Origin of the sequence: uncultured Friedmanniella sp. (assembly GCF_964244005.1) — a bacterium.
GTDB lineage: Bacteria > Actinomycetota > Actinomycetes > Propionibacteriales > Propionibacteriaceae > Microlunatus.
The window spans coordinates 2527-18819 of record NZ_CAXTHG010000034.1 but is presented as its reverse complement, the minus strand read 5'-3'; the positions used below and the strand labels follow the sequence as shown (position 1 = coordinate 18819).

Here is a 16293-nt window from a genome sequence, read left to right as displayed (position 1 = left end):
GTGAGCGCCCTCCGACAGGCTCAGGGAGCAGGCTCCGGACCGGCCCAGGTCAGCGACCCTGGACCGGCCCCGACGGTGACACCCGTCGCCACCCGCGACCCGGCGGGCGAGCCGGGGTCGGCCACCGGACTGAACATCCAGGGGCTGAGCAAGACGTTCACCCTGGGCCGCACGTCGGTGCACGCCCTGCAGGAGACCGACCTGGGCACGACGAAGGGCTCCTTCCTGTCCCTGCTCGGACCCTCCGGCTGCGGCAAGTCGACCATCCTGCGGATCCTCGCGGGGCTGGAGGCGCCAACCGGCGGGACAGCACTGGTCAACGGGCTCTCGATGACCGAGCTGCAGCGTCGGCACGAGCTCGGGATCGCGTTCCAGGACGCGGCCCTGCTGCCGTGGCGCACGGTGACGGCCAACATCCGGGTGCCGCTCGAGGTGGCCGGGATCAAGGCCGACCCGGGCTTCATCGACGACCTGATCGCCCTGGTCGGGCTGCAGGGTTTCGAGAAGGCCAAGCCGGCCCAGCTGTCCGGCGGCATGCGGCAGCGGGTCGCCATCGCGCGCTGCCTGGTGGTCAAGCCGTCGGTGATGCTGCTGGACGAGCCGTTCGGTGCCCTGGACGACATGACCCGACAGCGGCTGAACGTCGAGCTGCTGCGGATCTGGACCGAAAAGCCCGCGACCACGCTGATGGTCACCCACGGGATCAACGAGGCGGTGTTCCTCTCCGACGTCGTCGCGGTGATGAGCCCGCGGCCCGGTCGGGTGGTCGAGGTGGTGCCGATCGACCTGCCGCGGCCGCGGCACCCGGACATGATGCGGACGCCGGAGTTCCACGCGTACGCCGACCGGCTGTCGGAGATCCTGTTCGGTCGCGGCGGCGGCGCCGAGTGAGCGCCACCGAGACCCGTCCGGCCGCGGCCCTCGCGGCCACGCCGCCGGTACGTCCCTCGCTGTGGAGCCGGATCGACGGGATGCCGACCTGGCTCGGCGGTCTCGTCGGCGTCGTGGTCATCGTGGTCGTCTGGTGGCTCGCCTCGGCCCTCTTCTTCAGCGCCAGCAACGCGATCCCCAGCCCGCCCGAGGTGGTGGCGAAGTTCTTCTCCGCCGCGACCTGGGCCACGACGCTGTCCAACCTCAGCGGCACCCTCGGCGCGGCCGCCCGCGGCTACCTGTACGGGAACGTCGCGGCCCTGGTGCTGGCCATGCTGGTGCTGCTCGTGCCGGCGCTCGAGCAGGTGGTGACCCAGATCGCCATCGTCACCTACTGCCTGCCGCTGGTCGCGATCGGTCCGATCCTGGTCATCGTCTCCGGCCGGGACGCGCCCCAGGGCGCGTCGGTCGTGCTCGCCGCCCTGAGCGTCTTCTTCACCACCGTGGTCGGCTCGCTGCTCGGGCTGCGGGCGGCACCGCGGACGAGCCTGGACGTGATCCGCGCGTACGGGGGGACCCGCTTCACCGAGCTGCGCAAGGTACAGCTGATCGCCGCCCTGCCCAACCTGTTCGCGGCCCTCAAGATCGCCGCTCCCGCGGCGTTCCTCGGCTCGGTGCTCGCGGAGTACCTCGGCAGCGGCGGGGACAAGAGCCTCGGCCGGGCCCTGATCGCCGCCCAGACCAACTCCGACGCGCCCCAGCTGTGGTATCTCGCCCTGGTCTCCGGCGGGGCCGCCGGCCTCGCGTACGCGCTGATCGGGCTGGTCGCCCGGTTCGTCACCCCCTGGTCGTCCGGCACCGAAGGAGGCCGCCCGTGAGCGCCACGCTGGTCACTGGTGCTCCGGTCGCGGAGACGGCCTCGAACGCGTCCGTCGCCACCGCCGTGCTGCGCCGGCTCGGCAGCTCGCTGCTCGTCGTCGTGCTCGCCCTGGTGGTCCTCGCGCTGGTCTGGGCGGCCCTGCTCAAGCTGTTCGACGTGTCCAGCTTTGTCGGCAAGACGCCGCTGGACGTCTACCACTACCTCTTCACCGACCGCCCGGCCCGCGGCATCCGGCCCACCTCGATCACCGCCGAGGCGGCCCGCGCCGACATGCGCGCGGCCTGGCTGGTGACCCTGGTCGACGCCGGGATCGGGTTCGTGACCGGCCTGGTGATCGCCACCGCCATCGCGATCGGCTTCCTGCTGGTCAAGCCGTTCGAGTTCGCGTTCATGCCGATCGCCATGCTGCTGCGGTCGGTCCCGCTGGTGGCCCTCGCGCCCGTGCTGCTGCTCATCGTGGGCCAGGGCAAGCTGGGGATCGCGACCATCGCCGCGATCGTCGTGCTGTTCCCCGCCCTGGTCAACATCGTGCTCGGGCTCCGGTCGGCCTCTCCGCTGGCCGTGGACCTGATCCGCGTCAACGGCGGCGGTGCGATGAAGGAGATGCTGATGGTGCGGCTGCCCGCCGCGCTGCCCAGCATCTTCGCCTCGGTCCGGATCTCGGTGCCGGGCGCGATCGTCGGGGCCATGCTCGCGGAGTGGCTCTCCGGCTTCACCGGTCTCGGTGGGGTGCTGAGCGCCTACAAGGGCCGCGGCAACTTCGGCGGCGTCTGGGCCATCGTCGTCGTCTCGGTCGCCACCTCCATCGTCGGCTATGCGGTGGCCGCCGTCGTCGAGTCCGCCGCGCTCGCCGCCTGGGGACCCAACGCCGGCAAGCGCTGACCGAGCCTCTCTAGCCACGCGCTCTGGGCGCTGCTCGAGGTCTCGACACGGCGTCTTGCCAGGTGCATCCTGGAATTCAACAACTGTTGAATTCTCAGGAGGAAGCGTGTCCACGACGACGACGACGACGTGCGTGGTGGCCGGCGGCGGACCGGCCGGGATGATGCTGGGTCTGCTGCTCGCCCGAGCCGGCGTGGCGGTGACCGTCCTGGAAAAGCACGCGGACTTCCTGCGGGACTTCCGGGGCGACACCGTGCACGCCTCGACCATCCGGCTGCTCGACGAGCTGGGACTGGGAAGTGAGTTCCGGGCGCTGCCGCAGAGCCGGCTGCTGAACCTCGAGCTGCCGCAGCGCGACGGCCCAGCGGTCACCCTCGGCGACTTCCGCCGACTGCCGCCGCCGTACGACTACGTGGCCATGGTGCCGCAGTGGGACCTGCTCAACCTGCTGGCTCAGGCCGGTCGGTCCGAACCGACGTTCACGCTACGCATGAGCACCGCCACGGTGGACCTGCTGCGGGACGGGGACCGGGTCACCGGCGTCCGGACCCTGACCGCCGACGGCGTCAAGGAGGACGTCAACGCCGACCTCGTGGTGGGCGCGGACGGCCGCAGCTCGGTGCTGCGGGCGGCCGCCGGGCTGGTGCCGCACCAGTACCCGGTCACGTTCGACACCTGGTGGTTCCGGCTGCCGCGGCTGGAGTCCGACCAGGGCGAGCAGGCCGCGCTGGTGCCGCGGATCGCGGGCGAGGAGATCCTGCTCAGCTTCCCGCGCACCGACTACTTCCAAGTTGCCTACTTCAACCGCAAGGGCATGGACGCGACCCTGCGGACCGAGGGGATCGAGCGGTTCCGCGAGCGGGTCGTCCGACTGCGGCCCGACTTCGCCGACCGGGTCGACGCGCTCACCTCGACCGACCAGCTGCACATGCTGGACGTCAAGCTCGACCGGCTGCCGCGCTGGCACGTCGACGGGCTGCTGCTGATCGGGGACGCGGCGCACGCGATGTCGCCGGCCGGTGGGGTCGGCATCAACCTCGCCGTCCAGGACGCCGTCGCCGCGGCCGCCCTGCTGGCCGAGCCGTTGCGGGAGCACCGGCTGATCGTCGACGACCTGGCCCGGGTCCGGAACCGGCGGCTGCTGCCGACCGCGATCATCCAGACCGCTCAGCGGGTGCTGCACCGGCTGGTCTTCGTCCCGGCGCTGGCTGGTCGGACGCCCCGGACCGTCCGGCTGGTCGCCGCCGTGGCCCGACGGCTGCCGGCCGTGACCCGCATCCCCGCCCAGCTGATCGCCTTCGGGCCGCTGCCCGAGCACGCGCCGGCCTTCGCCCGCCGGCCGGCGACGGTGAGCCGCTGAGTGGTCGCCGGACGGAGCACCGGCCGGCGGCCCGGGCCGAGCCGGACCCGGCAGCTGATCCTGGACGTGGCGCGGGCGGCGTTCGCGGAACGGGGCCTCGACGCGGTGACCGTCCGTCAGATCGCCGCTGCCGCCCAGGTGGACCCGGCGATGATCAGCCACCACTTCGGCTCGAAGGCGGCGCTCTTCCGGGCCACCCTGGAGATCCCGTTGGACCCGGCCACCGAGATCGCCGGCGTGCTCGGCGGACCGGCCGAGGAGCTCGCCGACCGGCTGGTGACCCGGCTGCTGCAGATCTGGGACTCCCCGGGCGGCGCGGGGGCCATCGCCGCCGTACGGACGGCGCTGCAGGGCGACGACACCGTCGGGCTTGTCCGCGACCTCGCGCTCAGCCAGGTCCTGCCGCCGCTGATGAGGGCCGTGACCGGTGAGGGTGAGGAGCAGCGGTGGCGGGCGAACCTGGTGGCCAGCCAGGTGATCGGGCTGATCCTCACCCGCTACGTGCTGCGGCTGGAGCCGCTCGCCTCGGCCAGCCACGCCGAGGTCGTGGCCGCCGTTGCGCCGACCCTGCAGCGCTACCTGACCGGTACGGTGGCGCTCGACGCTGCCCGGACCGGTGCGGGCACCGACCGTTGAAGGGGGGAGCCGGATGCTCGAGTGGTTCACGTTCGTCGCGGCGGCGATCGCGGCGGTCGGCGCGTTCCTCGGGCCACTGCTCGCCTACCGCAGCGTGACCTCGACCGCCGCGGCGGCCCGGAAGCAGTCTGACGTCGACCGCTACATCTCGTTCGCGCTCGAGCCGGACGCGGTGACCTGCCGGCTCGGGGTCGCCCAGCTGCAGTACCTGCTGAACGCCGGCGACCTGACCGAGGCGCAGCTCAACGCCGTCTCCGTGGCCATCACCGCGGGGCTCCGCCGGCTGCAGCAGGAGATGGAGAGCGACCCGGACGCGGTCGCGGCGCTCGACGTCGGCACCGGCGAGAACCCCGACGGCCTGCCGACGCCACGGCTGAACCTCGGACCGCTTGACGCACCGAGGGATACTGGAGCTGTTCACCGCGGAGAAGGAGCACCCTGATGGCGAAGGTCGTGAAGGTGACGAGCGCCGACGTGCAGCGCGCCCGGCTGCTGGTCCGGGTCAACGAGTCGCTCCAGAAGCCCACACCGGCCGGTATCCGCAAGATCGCCGAGGCCCAGCCCGCCGCCCGCCCCAGCAGCAACGGCTCCGGGCCGGCGCTCGCCCCGTCCTGAGCCGCTTGGGTGCAGCCACCGCCCTTCGGCCAGCCACAGCCGATGGCGGCCCGATGGGCGCGGCCCCCGAAGCACGACGGACGTGCGATGCACCAAGTACGACAACCCCGGTGGGGCGCGCCCGTCCAAGGGTGACGGCCGGCTGGTCGTCCGGCACGACACCGCCGCTCGGTCGGGGCATGGCCGAGGGCGGGCTCTGGCCACGTCCTCTCGTGCCCGGTCGGGGCCGGGCTCAGGCCGCCTCGGCCACCAGGTCTGACCGTCGGTTGACCCCCGCCCGGTGGATGCCGTGGCCGGTCATGATCATCAGCGCGACCCAGACCAGGCTGAAGCCGGCCCAGCGCCCGGGCGACATCTGCTCGTGGAAGTAGAGGATGCCCAGGGCGAACTGGAGCGTCGGGGCCAGGTACTGCAAGACCCCGAGCGTGCTCAGCGGCAGCCGGGTGGCCGCGGCGGCAAAGCAGAGCAGCGGGCCGACCGTCACCGCGCCGGTCGCCACCAGCAGCAGGCTGTGGGCCCAGCCGAGCGTGATGAACGTCGTCCCGCCCTGCGCCTGCAGCCAGACCAGGTAACCCAGCGCGATCGGCGTGAGCAGCGCGGACTCGATCAGCAGCGTCTCGACGGCACCGCCGTTCACCTGCTTCTTCATCACCCCGTAGGTGGCAAAGGTGGCCGCCAGCACCAGCGAGATCCAGGGCACATGGCCGTAGTCGACCGTCAGCACGACCACTGCGAGCGCGGCCAGCCCGACGCTCGCCCACTGCAGTGGCGCCATCCGCTCCCCGAGCACGACCACGCCGATCAGGATCGAGAGGATCGGGTTGATGTAGTAGCCGAGCGAGGTCTCGACGACGTGCCCGGAGTTGACGGCCCAGATGTAGCAGCCCCAGTTGACCGAGACCACGGCCGCGGCGAGCCCCAGCATCGCGAGGGTGCGACGGGTGGCGATCCGGGCGTACCAGCCCTTCGGCAACAGCACCAGCGCCAGCACGGCCGAGATGACCAGCGACCAGACCACCCGGTGGGCCAACAGCTCGAGCGCGCCGGCCTGTCGGACCAGCGGCCAGAACAGGGGCACCACGCCCCACAGCCCGTACGCCGCCAGGCCGTAGCCGACGCCCTTGCGTTCGCGATCCCGCTCGGTCACCGACCGCCTCCTGTTTCGTCCCGGAGAGGTTAGCCGATCGAAGCAGCTGGACCCGGCGACGCAAGAGGTCTGACCACCGGCTCAGAGGCGCTTCCCAGTCGCCCTCAGCTACCGGTTTCCTCGAGCAGGACCAGGCCGTTGCCGTCCGGATCGGCGAAGAAGAACATCGGCGGCGCACCCTCCAGGTGCAGCACCTCGTCGTTGTGCAGGGTCGCGCCGGCGCCGCGTAGCCGGGCGTGGGCCGCCGCGGCGTCGCTGGTGCCCATCCGGACCGCCAGCGGCAGCGGACTGTCGGGCGGCAGCAGGACCAGGCCTACCTCCGAACTCGGCGGCACGACCTCGACCATCCGTGCGCCCGGCCAGACGTCGACGTCCATCCGGACCTCGAAGCCCAGCACCTCGGTGTAGAACCGCAGCGCCCGGTCCTGGTCGGCGACGGGGAGGGTGACGCTCAAGACTCTCGTGGTGATCGGCATGCAGACCAGACCTCGCCCGAGGCCTGAACTCATCGGCCGTGGGCACGGGCCGACCGGTGAGGTCCTCCGAGATGTCAGTGGACGTCACTACGATCGGGACATGACCACGACCGACCTCGGCGCCTCCTCGATCGCGCCCGCCGGCTCCACGGGACCGCGGGGCGGCATCGAGCTCAACGGACTGAACACCATCGAGGAGAGCGAGCGGCACGGCCGAGCACGCGACCTGTTCTGGCCGTGGTTCGGCGCGAACGTGTCGGTGCTCGGGATCAGCTACGGCGCGTTCGTGCTCGGCTTCGGCATCTCCTTCGTCCAGGCCACGGTCGTCGCGGTCGTGGGCATCGTGGTGTCGTTCCTGCTCTGCGGCCTGGTGGCGCTGGCCGGCAAGCGCGGCTCGGCGCCCACCATGGTGCTGAGCCGCGCGGCCTTCGGGGTCCGTGGCAATCGGCTGCCGTCACTGCTGTCCTGGCTGCTCACCGTCGGCTGGGAGACCGCGCTGACCGCGCTGGCCGTGCTCAGCACCGCCACCGTCTTCGACCGGCTGGGTGCCGGTGGCGGCACGGGCACCAAGATCGTGGCCCTGGTGGTGGTCGCGGCCCTGATCGTGGCGGCGGGAGTGGCCGGCTTCAGCGTGATCATGCGGCTGCAGCGCTGGATCACCATCATCACCGGCGTGCTGACCGTGGTCTACGTGGTCCTGGTGGTCGGCGACGTCAACTTCGGCGCCGTCAGCGCTCTGCCCAGCGGCGCGACGCCGGCCGTGGTCGGTGCGCTCGTGTTCATGATGACCGGCTTCGGGCTCGGCTGGGTGAACGCCGCCGCCGACTACTCCCGCTACCTGCCGCGCCGCACCTCCAGCTCGGGCGTCCTCGGCTGGACCACTCTCGGCGGTGCGCTCGCCCCGGTGCTGCTGGTCGTGTTCGGGCTGCTCCTCGCGGGCTCCTCCCAGGAGCTGTTCGACGGTGTCCAGAACGACCCGATCGGCGCCCTGACCACCCTGTTGCCCACCTGGTTCCTGGTGCCGTTCGCACTGGTGGCGGTGCTCGGCCTCGTCGGCGGCGCGGTGCTGGACATCTACTCCTCCGGACTGGCCCTGCTCAGCGGCGGCGTCCGGATCCCGCGCTACGCCGCGGCCGGTGTCGACGGCGTGCTGATGGTGCTCGGCGCGGTCTACGTGGTCTTCTTCGCCCCCAGCTTCGTCGGTCCGTTCCAGGGGTTCCTGATCACCCTCGGGGTGCCGGTCGCGGCCTGGTGCGGGATCTTCCTGGCCGACCTCGCGCTGCGCCGCCGCGACTACGACGAGCCGGACCTCTACGACGCGCGCGGCCGCTACGGGGACGTCCGCTGGCTGCCGATCGTGCTGGTCGTCGTGGCGACCTTCCTGGGCTGGGGCCTGGTGACCAACACCCTCGCGAGCTGGCTGAGCTGGCAGGGCTACCTGCTCGGACCGATCGGCGGCCGCGAGGGCGCTTGGGCGTACGCGAACCTCGGGGTGCTGCTGGCCCTGCTCGTCGGCTTCGTCGGCACCCTGCTGAGCCGTCCGGCCGTCCGGGCGCAGGAAGAGCGGTGATCCGGACCGGTCCCTGGCTGGTCGCGATCGACCTGCAGACCATCTTCGGCGAGCCGACCAGTCCCTGGGCGACGCCCCGCTTCGACGCAGCCGTCGCCGGGACGCAGGCCCTGCGGCCGGCGTTCGCGGGCCGGACCGTGCACACCCGCTTCGTCGCGCCCACCACGCCCACCGGCGCCTGGGTGCCGTACTACCGCGACTGGTCGTTCGCGCTGGTGCCGGCGACCGACTCGCTCTACGACCTGGTGCTGCCGGCCGGTGACGACCCGGTGGTCACGGCGACCACCTTCGGCAAGTGGGGCACCGAGCTGGCGACCGTCATCGCTGGACAAAATCATGAAGGGCTCGGTCCTGAGCCGGAGATCGTGCTCACCGGGGTGTCGACCGATTGCTGCGTCCTCTCGACCGCGCTCGCGGCCGCTGACGCCGGCGTGGCGGTCCGGGTCGTCACCGACGCCTGCGCTGGGGCGACTGACGCTGACCACCAGCGGGCGCTCGACGCGATGGCCCTCTACGTCCCGCTGATCCGGCTGACCACCGTGGCCGAGGTGCTTGGCTGACCAAGACGTTGCGACATGGTGCCGCGACCACGCAGCAGCAGGGCGCAACCTCCTGCGGGAGGGCTCGTCAGACCGCTAGAAGGTCCGGCGGAGCAGTGCGTCGACGAACCGCTCGCAGGCCTTGATCTGGTCGAGCTCGACGTACTCGTCGGCAGCGTGGGCCTGGGCGATGTCGCCCGGACCGCAGACCACGGCGTCGATGCCGGCGTCGGAGAATTGGCCGGCCTCGGTGCCGTAGGTGACCTTGTCCGCGGACGGAGCTCCGCCCAGCTCGGTGGCCAGCCGGTACGCCGGCCCGTCGGTACGGCTGGCCAGGCTGGGTACCGCCGCCTGCACCGCCACCGTCACCGAGGTGTCCGGGTGCTCGGCCTGCATCTGTGTCTCGAGCTCCCGGGCCACCGCGCTGATCTCCTCGATCACCGCGGCCGGGTCGTCCGCGGCGATCGTCCGGAACTCGAACTGCACCCGGCACCGTTCGGGCACCGTGTTGGTGGCGATGCCGCCGTCGATCACGTTCACTCCGGCGGTGGTCCACGGCACCCGGTAGGCCTGGTCGAACGGCCCCTCCGTCCGGCGGCGGTCGGCCAGGGCCCGGACGGCGGTGACGGCCCGGGCCGCGTACTCGATGGCGTTCACGCCGTCCGGGGTGAGCGAGGAGTGCGCGGAGCGGCCGGCGAAGACCAGCTCGACCAGGTTGCTCGACTTGTGCCCGGCGATCACCCGCATCCCGGTCGGCTCCCCGACCAGGCAGACCCGGGGCGGCTCGGTCCAGCCGCCCAGGGCGGCGGCGAGCCGCGCGCCGCCGAGGCAGCCCAGCTCCTCGTCGTAGGAGAGGGCGAGGTGGACCGGCTCGGCGAGGGACGCGGCGGCCAGGGCCGGCAGCTGGTGCAGTATCACCCCGAGGTAGGACTTCATGTCGGCCGTGCCGCGACCGTACAACCGGCCGTCACGGATCTCGGGGCGGAACGGGTCGCTGCTCCAGCGCTGCCCGTCCACCGGCACCACGTCGGTGTGCCCGGACAAGACGATGCCGCCGCCGGTACGGCCGTCGGCGGCGGGCAGCGTAGCGACGAGGTTGGTCTTGGTCCCGCCGTCGTTCGGGATCCGCTGGGACGTGACGCCGAGCCGGGCCAGCTCCTCCTCGACCAGCTCGACCAAGACCAGGTTGGAGTTGCGGCTGGTGGTGTCCAGCGACACCAGCCGTTCGATCCAGGGCAGCGAGGCCGGCAGCGAGGAAGGGGTGGGCACCGGCCCAGTCTTTCCCACCAGAGCGCCGGACCGGGCGTCGCACCCAGGTCACCCACGACCGGGGCGCTCAGCCGACCGTCCGGGCCCAGGACCAGCCCGAAGAGGTACCGGTTGGTGATCGTGCCGCCGTACCGGTCGGTGATCAGGTCGCCGATCTCGGTCAGCAGTCCTTGCTGTGAGGCAACGGGCAGGTCGAATGGTGGGCGGCGTGCGGCTCGGCCTGCGCCGCGAACGTCCGCCGATGACGCAGCCGGACCCCGTCGTCCATCGCAGCCGCCACGGGCGCCCTTTGCTCAGGGTGCGTTTCCGGGGTTCGCTGGCCGTGACGCCCGCTTGCCTGTCAGTTGACCAGCCAGGTGTCGCCGCCGTTGATCAGCGACTGCAGATCGGCGTCGTCCCCACCCGCTGCGCTGGCCAGGGCGACCTGATCGCGGGCAAGGTCGTCGTACGCCGGCGCGGCGACGTCGCGGAAGATGCCGACGGGCGCCCGGTGCAGCACGCCGGCGTCGGTCAGCCGCGACAGCCCGAAGGCGTACGAGGGGTCGACGATGTGGGCGTCGTGCACCACCAGCGCGTCCACCCCGACCTCCTCGACCTCGACCACGCGGAACTCACCGGTCCGCGAGTCCCGGACGACCCCGAGGTGTCCGCCCGCTCCCGGCGCCAGCTCGGCCCCGAAGCGGATCGGCTCGCCGTGCGTCAGCGGGATGATCGCGTCGGCGGACGTGCTCGGGTCCTTCATCGCGTCGAAGGCGTTGTCGTTGAAGATCGGGCAGTTCTGGTAGATCTCGACGAACGACGTGCCGCGGTGCGCTGCCGCAGCCCGCAGCACGCCGGTCAGGTGCTTGCGGTCGGAGTCGATGGTGCGCGCGACGAAGGTCGCCTCGGCGCCGAGCGCGAGCGAGACCGGGTTGAACGGGTTGTCCAGCGAGCCCAGCGGTGTCGACTTGGTGACCTTGCCGATCTCGGAGGTGGGGGAGTACTGGCCCTTGGTCAGGCCGTAGATCCGGTTGTTGAAGAGCAGGACCGTCACGTTGACGTTGCGCCGCAGCAGGTGGATGAGATGGTTGCCGCCGATCGACAACGCGTCGCCGTCGCCGGTGATCACGAACACCGCCGCGTCCTCGCGGGCCGTCGCCACCCCGGTGGCGATCGCGGTGGCCCGGCCGTGGATCGAGTGCATCCCGTAGGAGTCGACGTAGTACGGGAACCGCGACGAGCAGCCGATGCCCGAGACGATCACCGTGTTCTCCTTGCGGATGCCCAGCTCGGGCATGAAGCCCTGGAACGCGGCCAGCACGGCGTAGTCCCCGCAACCGGGGCACCAGCGCACCTCCTGGTCGGAGGTGAAGTCCTTGCGGGTCAGCGGCTCCAGCGCCAGCGGCACGCCGGCGATCCCGGAACGAGGCGCGCTGCCGATCTCGGTCGGCGAGTGGTCGAGGGCGGTCACGCGAGAGCTCCTTCAGGGCGAGCGAGGGCAGGGCTGGTGCTGGCGGGGACGAGGGCGTCGATCTCGGACTCGAGGTCGCGCGCCAGCTCGCTGAGCGAGATGGGCAGACCGCGGACGCGGCTGTAGCTCTGGACGTCCACCAGGTACTTCGCCCGCAGCAGCATGGCGAGCTGACCGAGGTTCATCTCGGGGACGATCACCCGGTCGTAGCCACGCAGGATCTCTCCCAGGTTGGCTGGGAACGGGTTCAGGTGACGCAGGTGGGTCTGGGCGACGGCGCGGCCGCCCGTCCGCACCCTACGGGCCGCGGCGGTGATCGGACCGTACGTGGAGCCCCAGCCGAGCACCAGGACGCGGGCCTCACCGGAAGGGTCGTCGACGACCAGGTCGGGGATGTCGCGGACGATGCCGTCGACCTTGGCCTGGCGGGTCCGGACCATCTCTTCGTGGTTGGCCGGGTCGTAGGAGACGGCGCCGGTGTCTTTGGCCTTCTCGATGCCGCCGATCCGGTGCTGCATCCCGGTGGTGCCGGGCTTGGCCCACGGGCGGGCCAGGGTCTCGGGATCGCGGAGGTAGGGCAGGAAGACGGGCTGACCTTTGGCGTCCACGCCGTTGGCCTCGGTCGCGAAACCGGGGTCGATCGGCGGGATGGCGCTCAGGTCGGGTACGTGCCAGGGCTCGGCGCCGTTCGCGATGTAGCCGTCGGAGAGCAGGAACACCGGCGTGCGGTACTTGATGGCGATCCGGACACCCTCGATCGCGGTGTCGAAGCAGTCCGAGGGTGACTGGGCGGCGAGCACCGGGACGGGCGCCTCGCCGTTGCGGCCGAACATCACCTGCAGCAGGTCCGACTGCTCGGTCTTGGTCGGCATCCCCGTGCTCGGGCCGGCACGCTGCACGTCAACGATGACCAGCGGCAGCTCGGTCATCACCGCCAGCCCGATGGTCTCGGCCTTGAGCGCGATCCCGGGCCCCGAGCTGGTCGTGACGCCGAGGTGGCCGGCAAAGCTCGCGCCCAGCGCGGCGCCGACCCCAGCGATCTCGTCCTCGGCCTGGAAGGTCGTCACGCCGAACCGCTTGTGCTTGCTCAGCTCGTGCAGCACGTCCGAGGCGGGCGTGATCGGGTATGCGCCGAGGAACAGCGGCAGGTCGGCCTTACGGGCGGCGGTGACCAATCCGTACGCCATGGCGAGGTTGCCGTTGATCTGGCGGTAGCGGCCGGCCGGCATCGGCGCGGGGGCCACCTCGTAGCGGACGGCGAACACCTCGGTCGTCTCACCGAAGGCGTAACCGGTCTTGAACGCGGTCACGTTGGCGTCGCGGATGGCCGGCTTGGAGGCGAACTTGCGGGTCAGGAAGCTGAGCGTGCCCTCGGTCGGGCGGTGGTAGAGCCACGACAGCAGGCCGAGCGCGAACATGTTCTTGGCCCGGGAGGCGTCCTTGCGGCTCAGCCCGAACTCCTTGACCGCCTCGACGGTCATGCCGGTCAGGTCGAGCGCGTGCAGCTGGTAGTCGGTCAGCGAGCCGTCCTCGAGCGGGTTGGCGGCGTAGCCGACCTTGGCGAGGTTGCGCTTGGAGAAGTCGGCGGTGTCGGCGATGATCACGCCGCCCCGCGGCAGGTCAGCGAGGTTGGCCTTGAGGGCGGCCGGGTTCATGGCCACCAGCACGTCCGGCCGGTCGCCCGGGGTCATGATGTCGTAGTTGGCGAAGTGCAGCTGAAAGCTCGACACCCCGGGCAGCGTGCCCTGGGGGGCTCGGATCTCGGCCGGGAAGTTCGGCAGCGTCGAGATGTCGTTGCCGAAGACGGCGGAGTCGGCGGTGAACCGGTCGCCGGTCAGCTGCATCCCGTCCCCGGAGTCCCCGGCGAACCGGATGACGACGCGGTCGAGGGTGTGGACCTGCTTCACTACAACGTGCCTTTCGCTTGACGTGGGCGTCACGGTGAGTACCGAGCGCGACGACCGAGCATGGTTCGGAGCGGGGAGCGCCGCCGGATGCTGAACGTGGTGAGACGTACGGCTCCACCCTCAGCGCTCCATGATAAGGCTGCCCTTACCCCCGGCCAGGATCTTCCATCGGCTGAGAAAGGTCGGTGACGTCTGGCCCAACCGCGGACGGGGCTACGGTGTTCCCCATGCGCTGGCGGGACTGGTACGGCGACGGGTCGTTGCACGTCCTGGAGGTCGGGCTCGCCTGCTGCGTCCTCGAGCTCGAGGCCGCGGCCTGGGCGGTCGGCGCCGAGCTCGTCGCCGACCTGCCCGACGGCGCGCGGGTGGCCGTAGTGGTGTCGGGTACCGTCACCGACCGGCTCGCACCCGCGGTGGTTGCGCTGGTCGACGCTTGCGCCGTCCGCTCCGGACGTCCGCCCGCGGTGGTCTCGCTCGGCGCCTGCGCCTCGTCCGGCGGCCCGTACTGGGACTCCTACGCGGTGACCAAAGGTGTGGACGCGCTGCTGCCCGTCGACGTCTACGTCCCCGGCTGCCCGCCGCCGCCGGCCGCGCTGCAGGCGGCGCTGGACGAGCTGCGGGTGGCCGCGTGACCGGTCCCGGCGTGGAGGCCGTACCGGCGGCGGACTGGCGACCGCGGGTGGCGGCGGCTCGGGCGGCGGGTTTCGCCTTCTTCGAGTGGCTCGCGGCGGTCGACGAGATCGGCCGGCAGGACGTGATCCGGGTGGTGCTGGTGCTGCGCCGGCTGGACGCGCCGCAGCAGACCTACACCCTCAGCACCGACCTCGACCGAGACGCACCGCAGCTGGCCAGCGTGCGCGACCTCTACGCCGGGGCCGGCTGGCACGAGCGCGAGGCCGCGGAGATGTTCGGGGTCGACTTCGTCGGCGGCGACCCGCGGCGGCTGCTGCTGCCCGTCGAGCTCGAGGGCACGCCGATGCGCAAGGACGAGGTGCTGGCCGCCCGGACCGGGCTCGCGTGGCCGGGCGCCAAGGAGCCGGGGGAGAGCGACGCCAACCCGGGGCGGCGGCGGATGGTGCCCGCCGGCGTACCGGACCCGGCGGTCTGGGGAGACCGGGACGCCGAGACGCCTACCGCGTCCCCGGTCGAGGTGGCCGAGTCGGTGGTCGGGGGCCGGGCCCGCCGGCGGCGTCCGTGACGGAGCCCAGCCTCGCGCCGGACCACGGCTCCATCCGGCTGATCGAGGCCAGCTGCACCTCCTGCATAGTGTGCGCCCGCGAGTGCCCCAGCTGGTGCATCACCATCGACTCCCACACCGAGCCGGTGCCCGGCCTGCCGGCCGGTACGCGGGTGCGTACGCAGAACGTGCTGGACCGGTTCGAGATCGACTGGAGCCTGTGCATGTACTGCGGCATCTGTGTGGATGAGTGCCCCTTCGACGCCCTCGCCTGGGAGCCGCAGCACACCGCAGCCGCGTCGAGCGCGTCGATCCTGCGCCACGGCATCGCCGACCTGACGCGGTGAGTCAGCCCGAGGTCGGCCAGCGGGCGTGGGCCTGCTGCGCGTAGGCGTGGTGCAGGGGACCGTGACCGGACCCGATGTGCAGCTGGTCGGCCGCCCGGAGCGCGCCGGTCAGGTAGTCCTTGGCGCCGCGGACGGCGGTCGCCCAGTCCGGTGCGCCCGGTCGGAGCGCGGCGATCGCCGCCGAGAGCGTGCAGCCGGTGCCGTGGGTGCTGGTGGTGTCGACGCGTTCCGCGGCCAGCCGGAGGAGGGTGTCGCCCTCGACGAGCAGGTCGACGCTCTCGCTCCCGCCGAGGTGCCCACCCTTGAGCAGCACGCGGGTGGTATGTCCGGCCAGGTCGCGCGCCTGGACGGCCATCTCGTCCTCGTCCCGCGCCTCGGCGATGCCGAGCAGGTCGGCGGCCTCGGGCACGTTGGGGGTGATGAGGTCCGCCAGCGGCAGCAGCTCCTCACGCAGCGCCGCCACAGCATCGGCGTCCAGCAGCCGGTCACCGCTGGTCGCCACCATGACGGGGTCGAGGACGACGTAGGGCAGCCGGTGCCGGCGCAGCACGGCGGCGACGGCCCGGTTCACTCCGGCGCTGCCGAGCATCCCGATCTTCACCGCATCGACGCGGACGTCGGCGAGCAGCGTCTCCAGCTGCTGCTCGACGAACGCCCCGTCCAGCTGGTGCACAGCGTCCACCCCGCGGGTGCTCTGAGCGGTGACCGCGGTGACCACGAGCGTGCCGTAGGCGCCGAGGGCGGCGAAGGTCTTGAGGTCGGCCGCCACCCCGGCTCCACCGCTCGGGTCGGTTCCCGCGATGGTGAGGACGGTGGGGATCACGGCCGTCACCGACACAGCGCGACCGCTGCCGCTGCGGGGTCCGGGGCGGCGCAGACGGCCGAGACGACGGCGATGCCGGCCACGCCGGTAGTCCTGACGTCGGCCGCGTTCGCTGTCTGGATGCCGCCGATGGCGACGCAGGGCAGGCGGCTCAGCCCCACCAGCTCAGCCGTCCCGGCCAGCCCGAGCGGCGATGCGGCCTCGGGTTTGGTGGCTGTGGCGAAGACCGGGCCGACGCCGAGGTGGTCCACCGTGCCGGGTGGCAGGGCGGACGCCTGCGCGACCTGCTCGCGGGTGGAGACCGACAGCCCGATGAGGAAGCCCGGGCCGGCGAGCCGGCGTGCG

19 protein-coding genes are annotated in these 16293 nt (G+C 72.0%); 12 read left to right on the top strand and 7 right to left on the bottom strand.

Annotated features, from left to right (window positions below; genetic code table 11):
• The 7 genes from ACFE76_RS17690 to ACFE76_RS17660 all read left to right on the top strand — a co-directional run bounded on the left by ACFE76_RS17690 (window position 1) and on the right by ACFE76_RS17660 (window position 5243).
• The gene (locus ACFE76_RS17690) at window positions 1-891 is read left to right on the top strand and encodes an ABC transporter ATP-binding protein (RefSeq protein WP_375433098.1); all 891 of its coding nucleotides are present in this window, start codon (window positions 1-3) and stop codon (window positions 889-891) included.
• On the top strand, window positions 888-1748 hold the full coding sequence (locus tag ACFE76_RS17685) for an ABC transporter permease (protein ID WP_375433097.1): 861 nt from the start codon (window positions 888-890) through the stop codon (window positions 1746-1748). The genes ACFE76_RS17690 and ACFE76_RS17685 overlap by 4 nt, the downstream gene beginning before the upstream one ends.
• A complete protein-coding gene (locus tag ACFE76_RS17680; RefSeq protein WP_375433096.1) occupies window positions 1745-2632 on the top strand; it encodes an ABC transporter permease in 888 nt (295 codons plus the stop codon). The genes ACFE76_RS17685 and ACFE76_RS17680 overlap by 4 nt, the downstream gene beginning before the upstream one ends.
• Before the next feature lie 106 nt (window positions 2633-2738).
• Window positions 2739-3992 (top strand): FAD-dependent oxidoreductase, encoded by a 1254-nt coding sequence (locus ACFE76_RS17675; RefSeq protein WP_375433095.1) that lies wholly within the window; start codon window positions 2739-2741, stop codon window positions 3990-3992.
• Window positions 3993-4628: a TetR family transcriptional regulator gene (locus tag ACFE76_RS17670; protein WP_375433094.1), complete on the top strand. Its 636-nt coding sequence runs from the start codon at window positions 3993-3995 to the stop codon at window positions 4626-4628.
• A gap of 13 nt (window positions 4629-4641) precedes the next feature.
• Window positions 4642-5070: a hypothetical protein gene (locus tag ACFE76_RS17665; RefSeq protein ID WP_375433093.1), complete on the top strand. Its 429-nt coding sequence runs from the start codon at window positions 4642-4644 to the stop codon at window positions 5068-5070.
• Window positions 5070-5243, top strand: coding sequence for a hypothetical protein (locus ACFE76_RS17660; RefSeq protein ID WP_375433092.1), 174 nt, complete (start codon window positions 5070-5072; stop codon window positions 5241-5243). The genes ACFE76_RS17665 and ACFE76_RS17660 overlap by 1 nt, the downstream gene beginning before the upstream one ends.
• Window positions 5244-5475: 232 nt before the next feature.
• Here ACFE76_RS17660 and rarD read toward each other — a convergent pair whose 3' ends face one another.
• Window positions 5476-6390, bottom strand: coding sequence for an EamA family transporter RarD (rarD, locus tag ACFE76_RS17655; RefSeq protein WP_375433091.1), 915 nt, complete (start codon window positions 6388-6390; stop codon window positions 5476-5478).
• A gap of 104 nt (window positions 6391-6494) precedes the next feature.
• Window positions 6495-6845: a VOC family protein gene (locus ACFE76_RS17650; protein WP_375433090.1), complete on the bottom strand. Its 351-nt coding sequence runs from the start codon at window positions 6843-6845 to the stop codon at window positions 6495-6497.
• Window positions 6846-6966: 121 nt separating this feature from the next.
• Between ACFE76_RS17650 and ACFE76_RS17645 the strand changes: the two genes are divergently transcribed.
• Window positions 6967-8436: a purine-cytosine permease family protein gene (locus ACFE76_RS17645; protein ID WP_375433089.1), complete on the top strand. Its 1470-nt coding sequence runs from the start codon at window positions 6967-6969 to the stop codon at window positions 8434-8436.
• A complete protein-coding gene (locus ACFE76_RS17640; protein WP_375433088.1) occupies window positions 8433-8996 on the top strand; it encodes a cysteine hydrolase family protein in 564 nt (187 codons plus the stop codon). Before ACFE76_RS17645 ends, ACFE76_RS17640 begins: the two co-directional genes overlap by 4 nt.
• A 75-nt stretch (window positions 8997-9071) precedes the next feature.
• Here the strand turns inward: ACFE76_RS17640 and argE are convergent, their stop codons facing one another.
• The 3 genes from argE to ACFE76_RS17625 form a co-directional block, all read right to left on the bottom strand.
• Entirely contained in the window at window positions 9072-10244 is a 1173-nt protein-coding gene (gene argE / locus ACFE76_RS17635; RefSeq protein WP_375433087.1) for an acetylornithine deacetylase, read from the bottom strand.
• 340 nt (window positions 10245-10584) lie between these two features.
• Complete coding sequence (locus ACFE76_RS17630) at window positions 10585-11694, bottom strand: 2-oxoacid:ferredoxin oxidoreductase subunit beta (RefSeq protein WP_375433086.1); 1110 nt, start codon at window positions 11692-11694, stop codon at window positions 10585-10587.
• Window positions 11691-13601 carry a 2-oxoacid:acceptor oxidoreductase subunit alpha gene (locus tag ACFE76_RS17625; RefSeq protein ID WP_375433085.1) on the bottom strand — a complete coding sequence of 637 codons (1911 nt, stop codon included), beginning with the start codon at window positions 13599-13601 and terminating at the stop codon, window positions 11691-11693. Before ACFE76_RS17625 ends, ACFE76_RS17630 begins: the two co-directional genes overlap by 4 nt.
• A 227-nt stretch (window positions 13602-13828) precedes the next feature.
• Between ACFE76_RS17625 and ACFE76_RS17620 the strand changes: the two genes are divergently transcribed.
• Genes ACFE76_RS17620 through ACFE76_RS17610 form a run of 3 tightly spaced genes read left to right on the top strand, consistent with a single transcriptional unit; the run spans window position 13829 to window position 15125 of the window.
• The gene (locus ACFE76_RS17620; protein ID WP_375433084.1) at window positions 13829-14233 is read left to right on the top strand and encodes an NADH-quinone oxidoreductase subunit B; all 405 of its coding nucleotides are present in this window, start codon (window positions 13829-13831) and stop codon (window positions 14231-14233) included.
• Window positions 14230-14799: an NADH-quinone oxidoreductase subunit C gene (locus tag ACFE76_RS17615; protein ID WP_375433083.1), complete on the top strand. Its 570-nt coding sequence runs from the start codon at window positions 14230-14232 to the stop codon at window positions 14797-14799. The genes ACFE76_RS17620 and ACFE76_RS17615 overlap by 4 nt, the downstream gene beginning before the upstream one ends.
• Window positions 14796-15125, top strand: a complete 330-nt coding sequence (locus ACFE76_RS17610; protein WP_375433082.1) for a 4Fe-4S binding protein — start codon at window positions 14796-14798, stop codon at window positions 15123-15125. Before ACFE76_RS17615 ends, ACFE76_RS17610 begins: the two co-directional genes overlap by 4 nt.
• Window position 15126: 1 nt before the next feature.
• On the opposite strand, the gene thiD is transcribed toward ACFE76_RS17610, so the two are convergent.
• A complete protein-coding gene (gene thiD, locus ACFE76_RS17605; RefSeq protein WP_375433081.1) occupies window positions 15127-15948 on the bottom strand; it encodes a bifunctional hydroxymethylpyrimidine kinase/phosphomethylpyrimidine kinase in 822 nt (273 codons plus the stop codon).
• Window positions 15949-15953: 5 nt separating this feature from the next.
• On the bottom strand, window positions 15954-16293 hold a 340-nt coding region (locus ACFE76_RS17600; RefSeq protein WP_375433080.1), incomplete at its 5' end, for a thiamine phosphate synthase.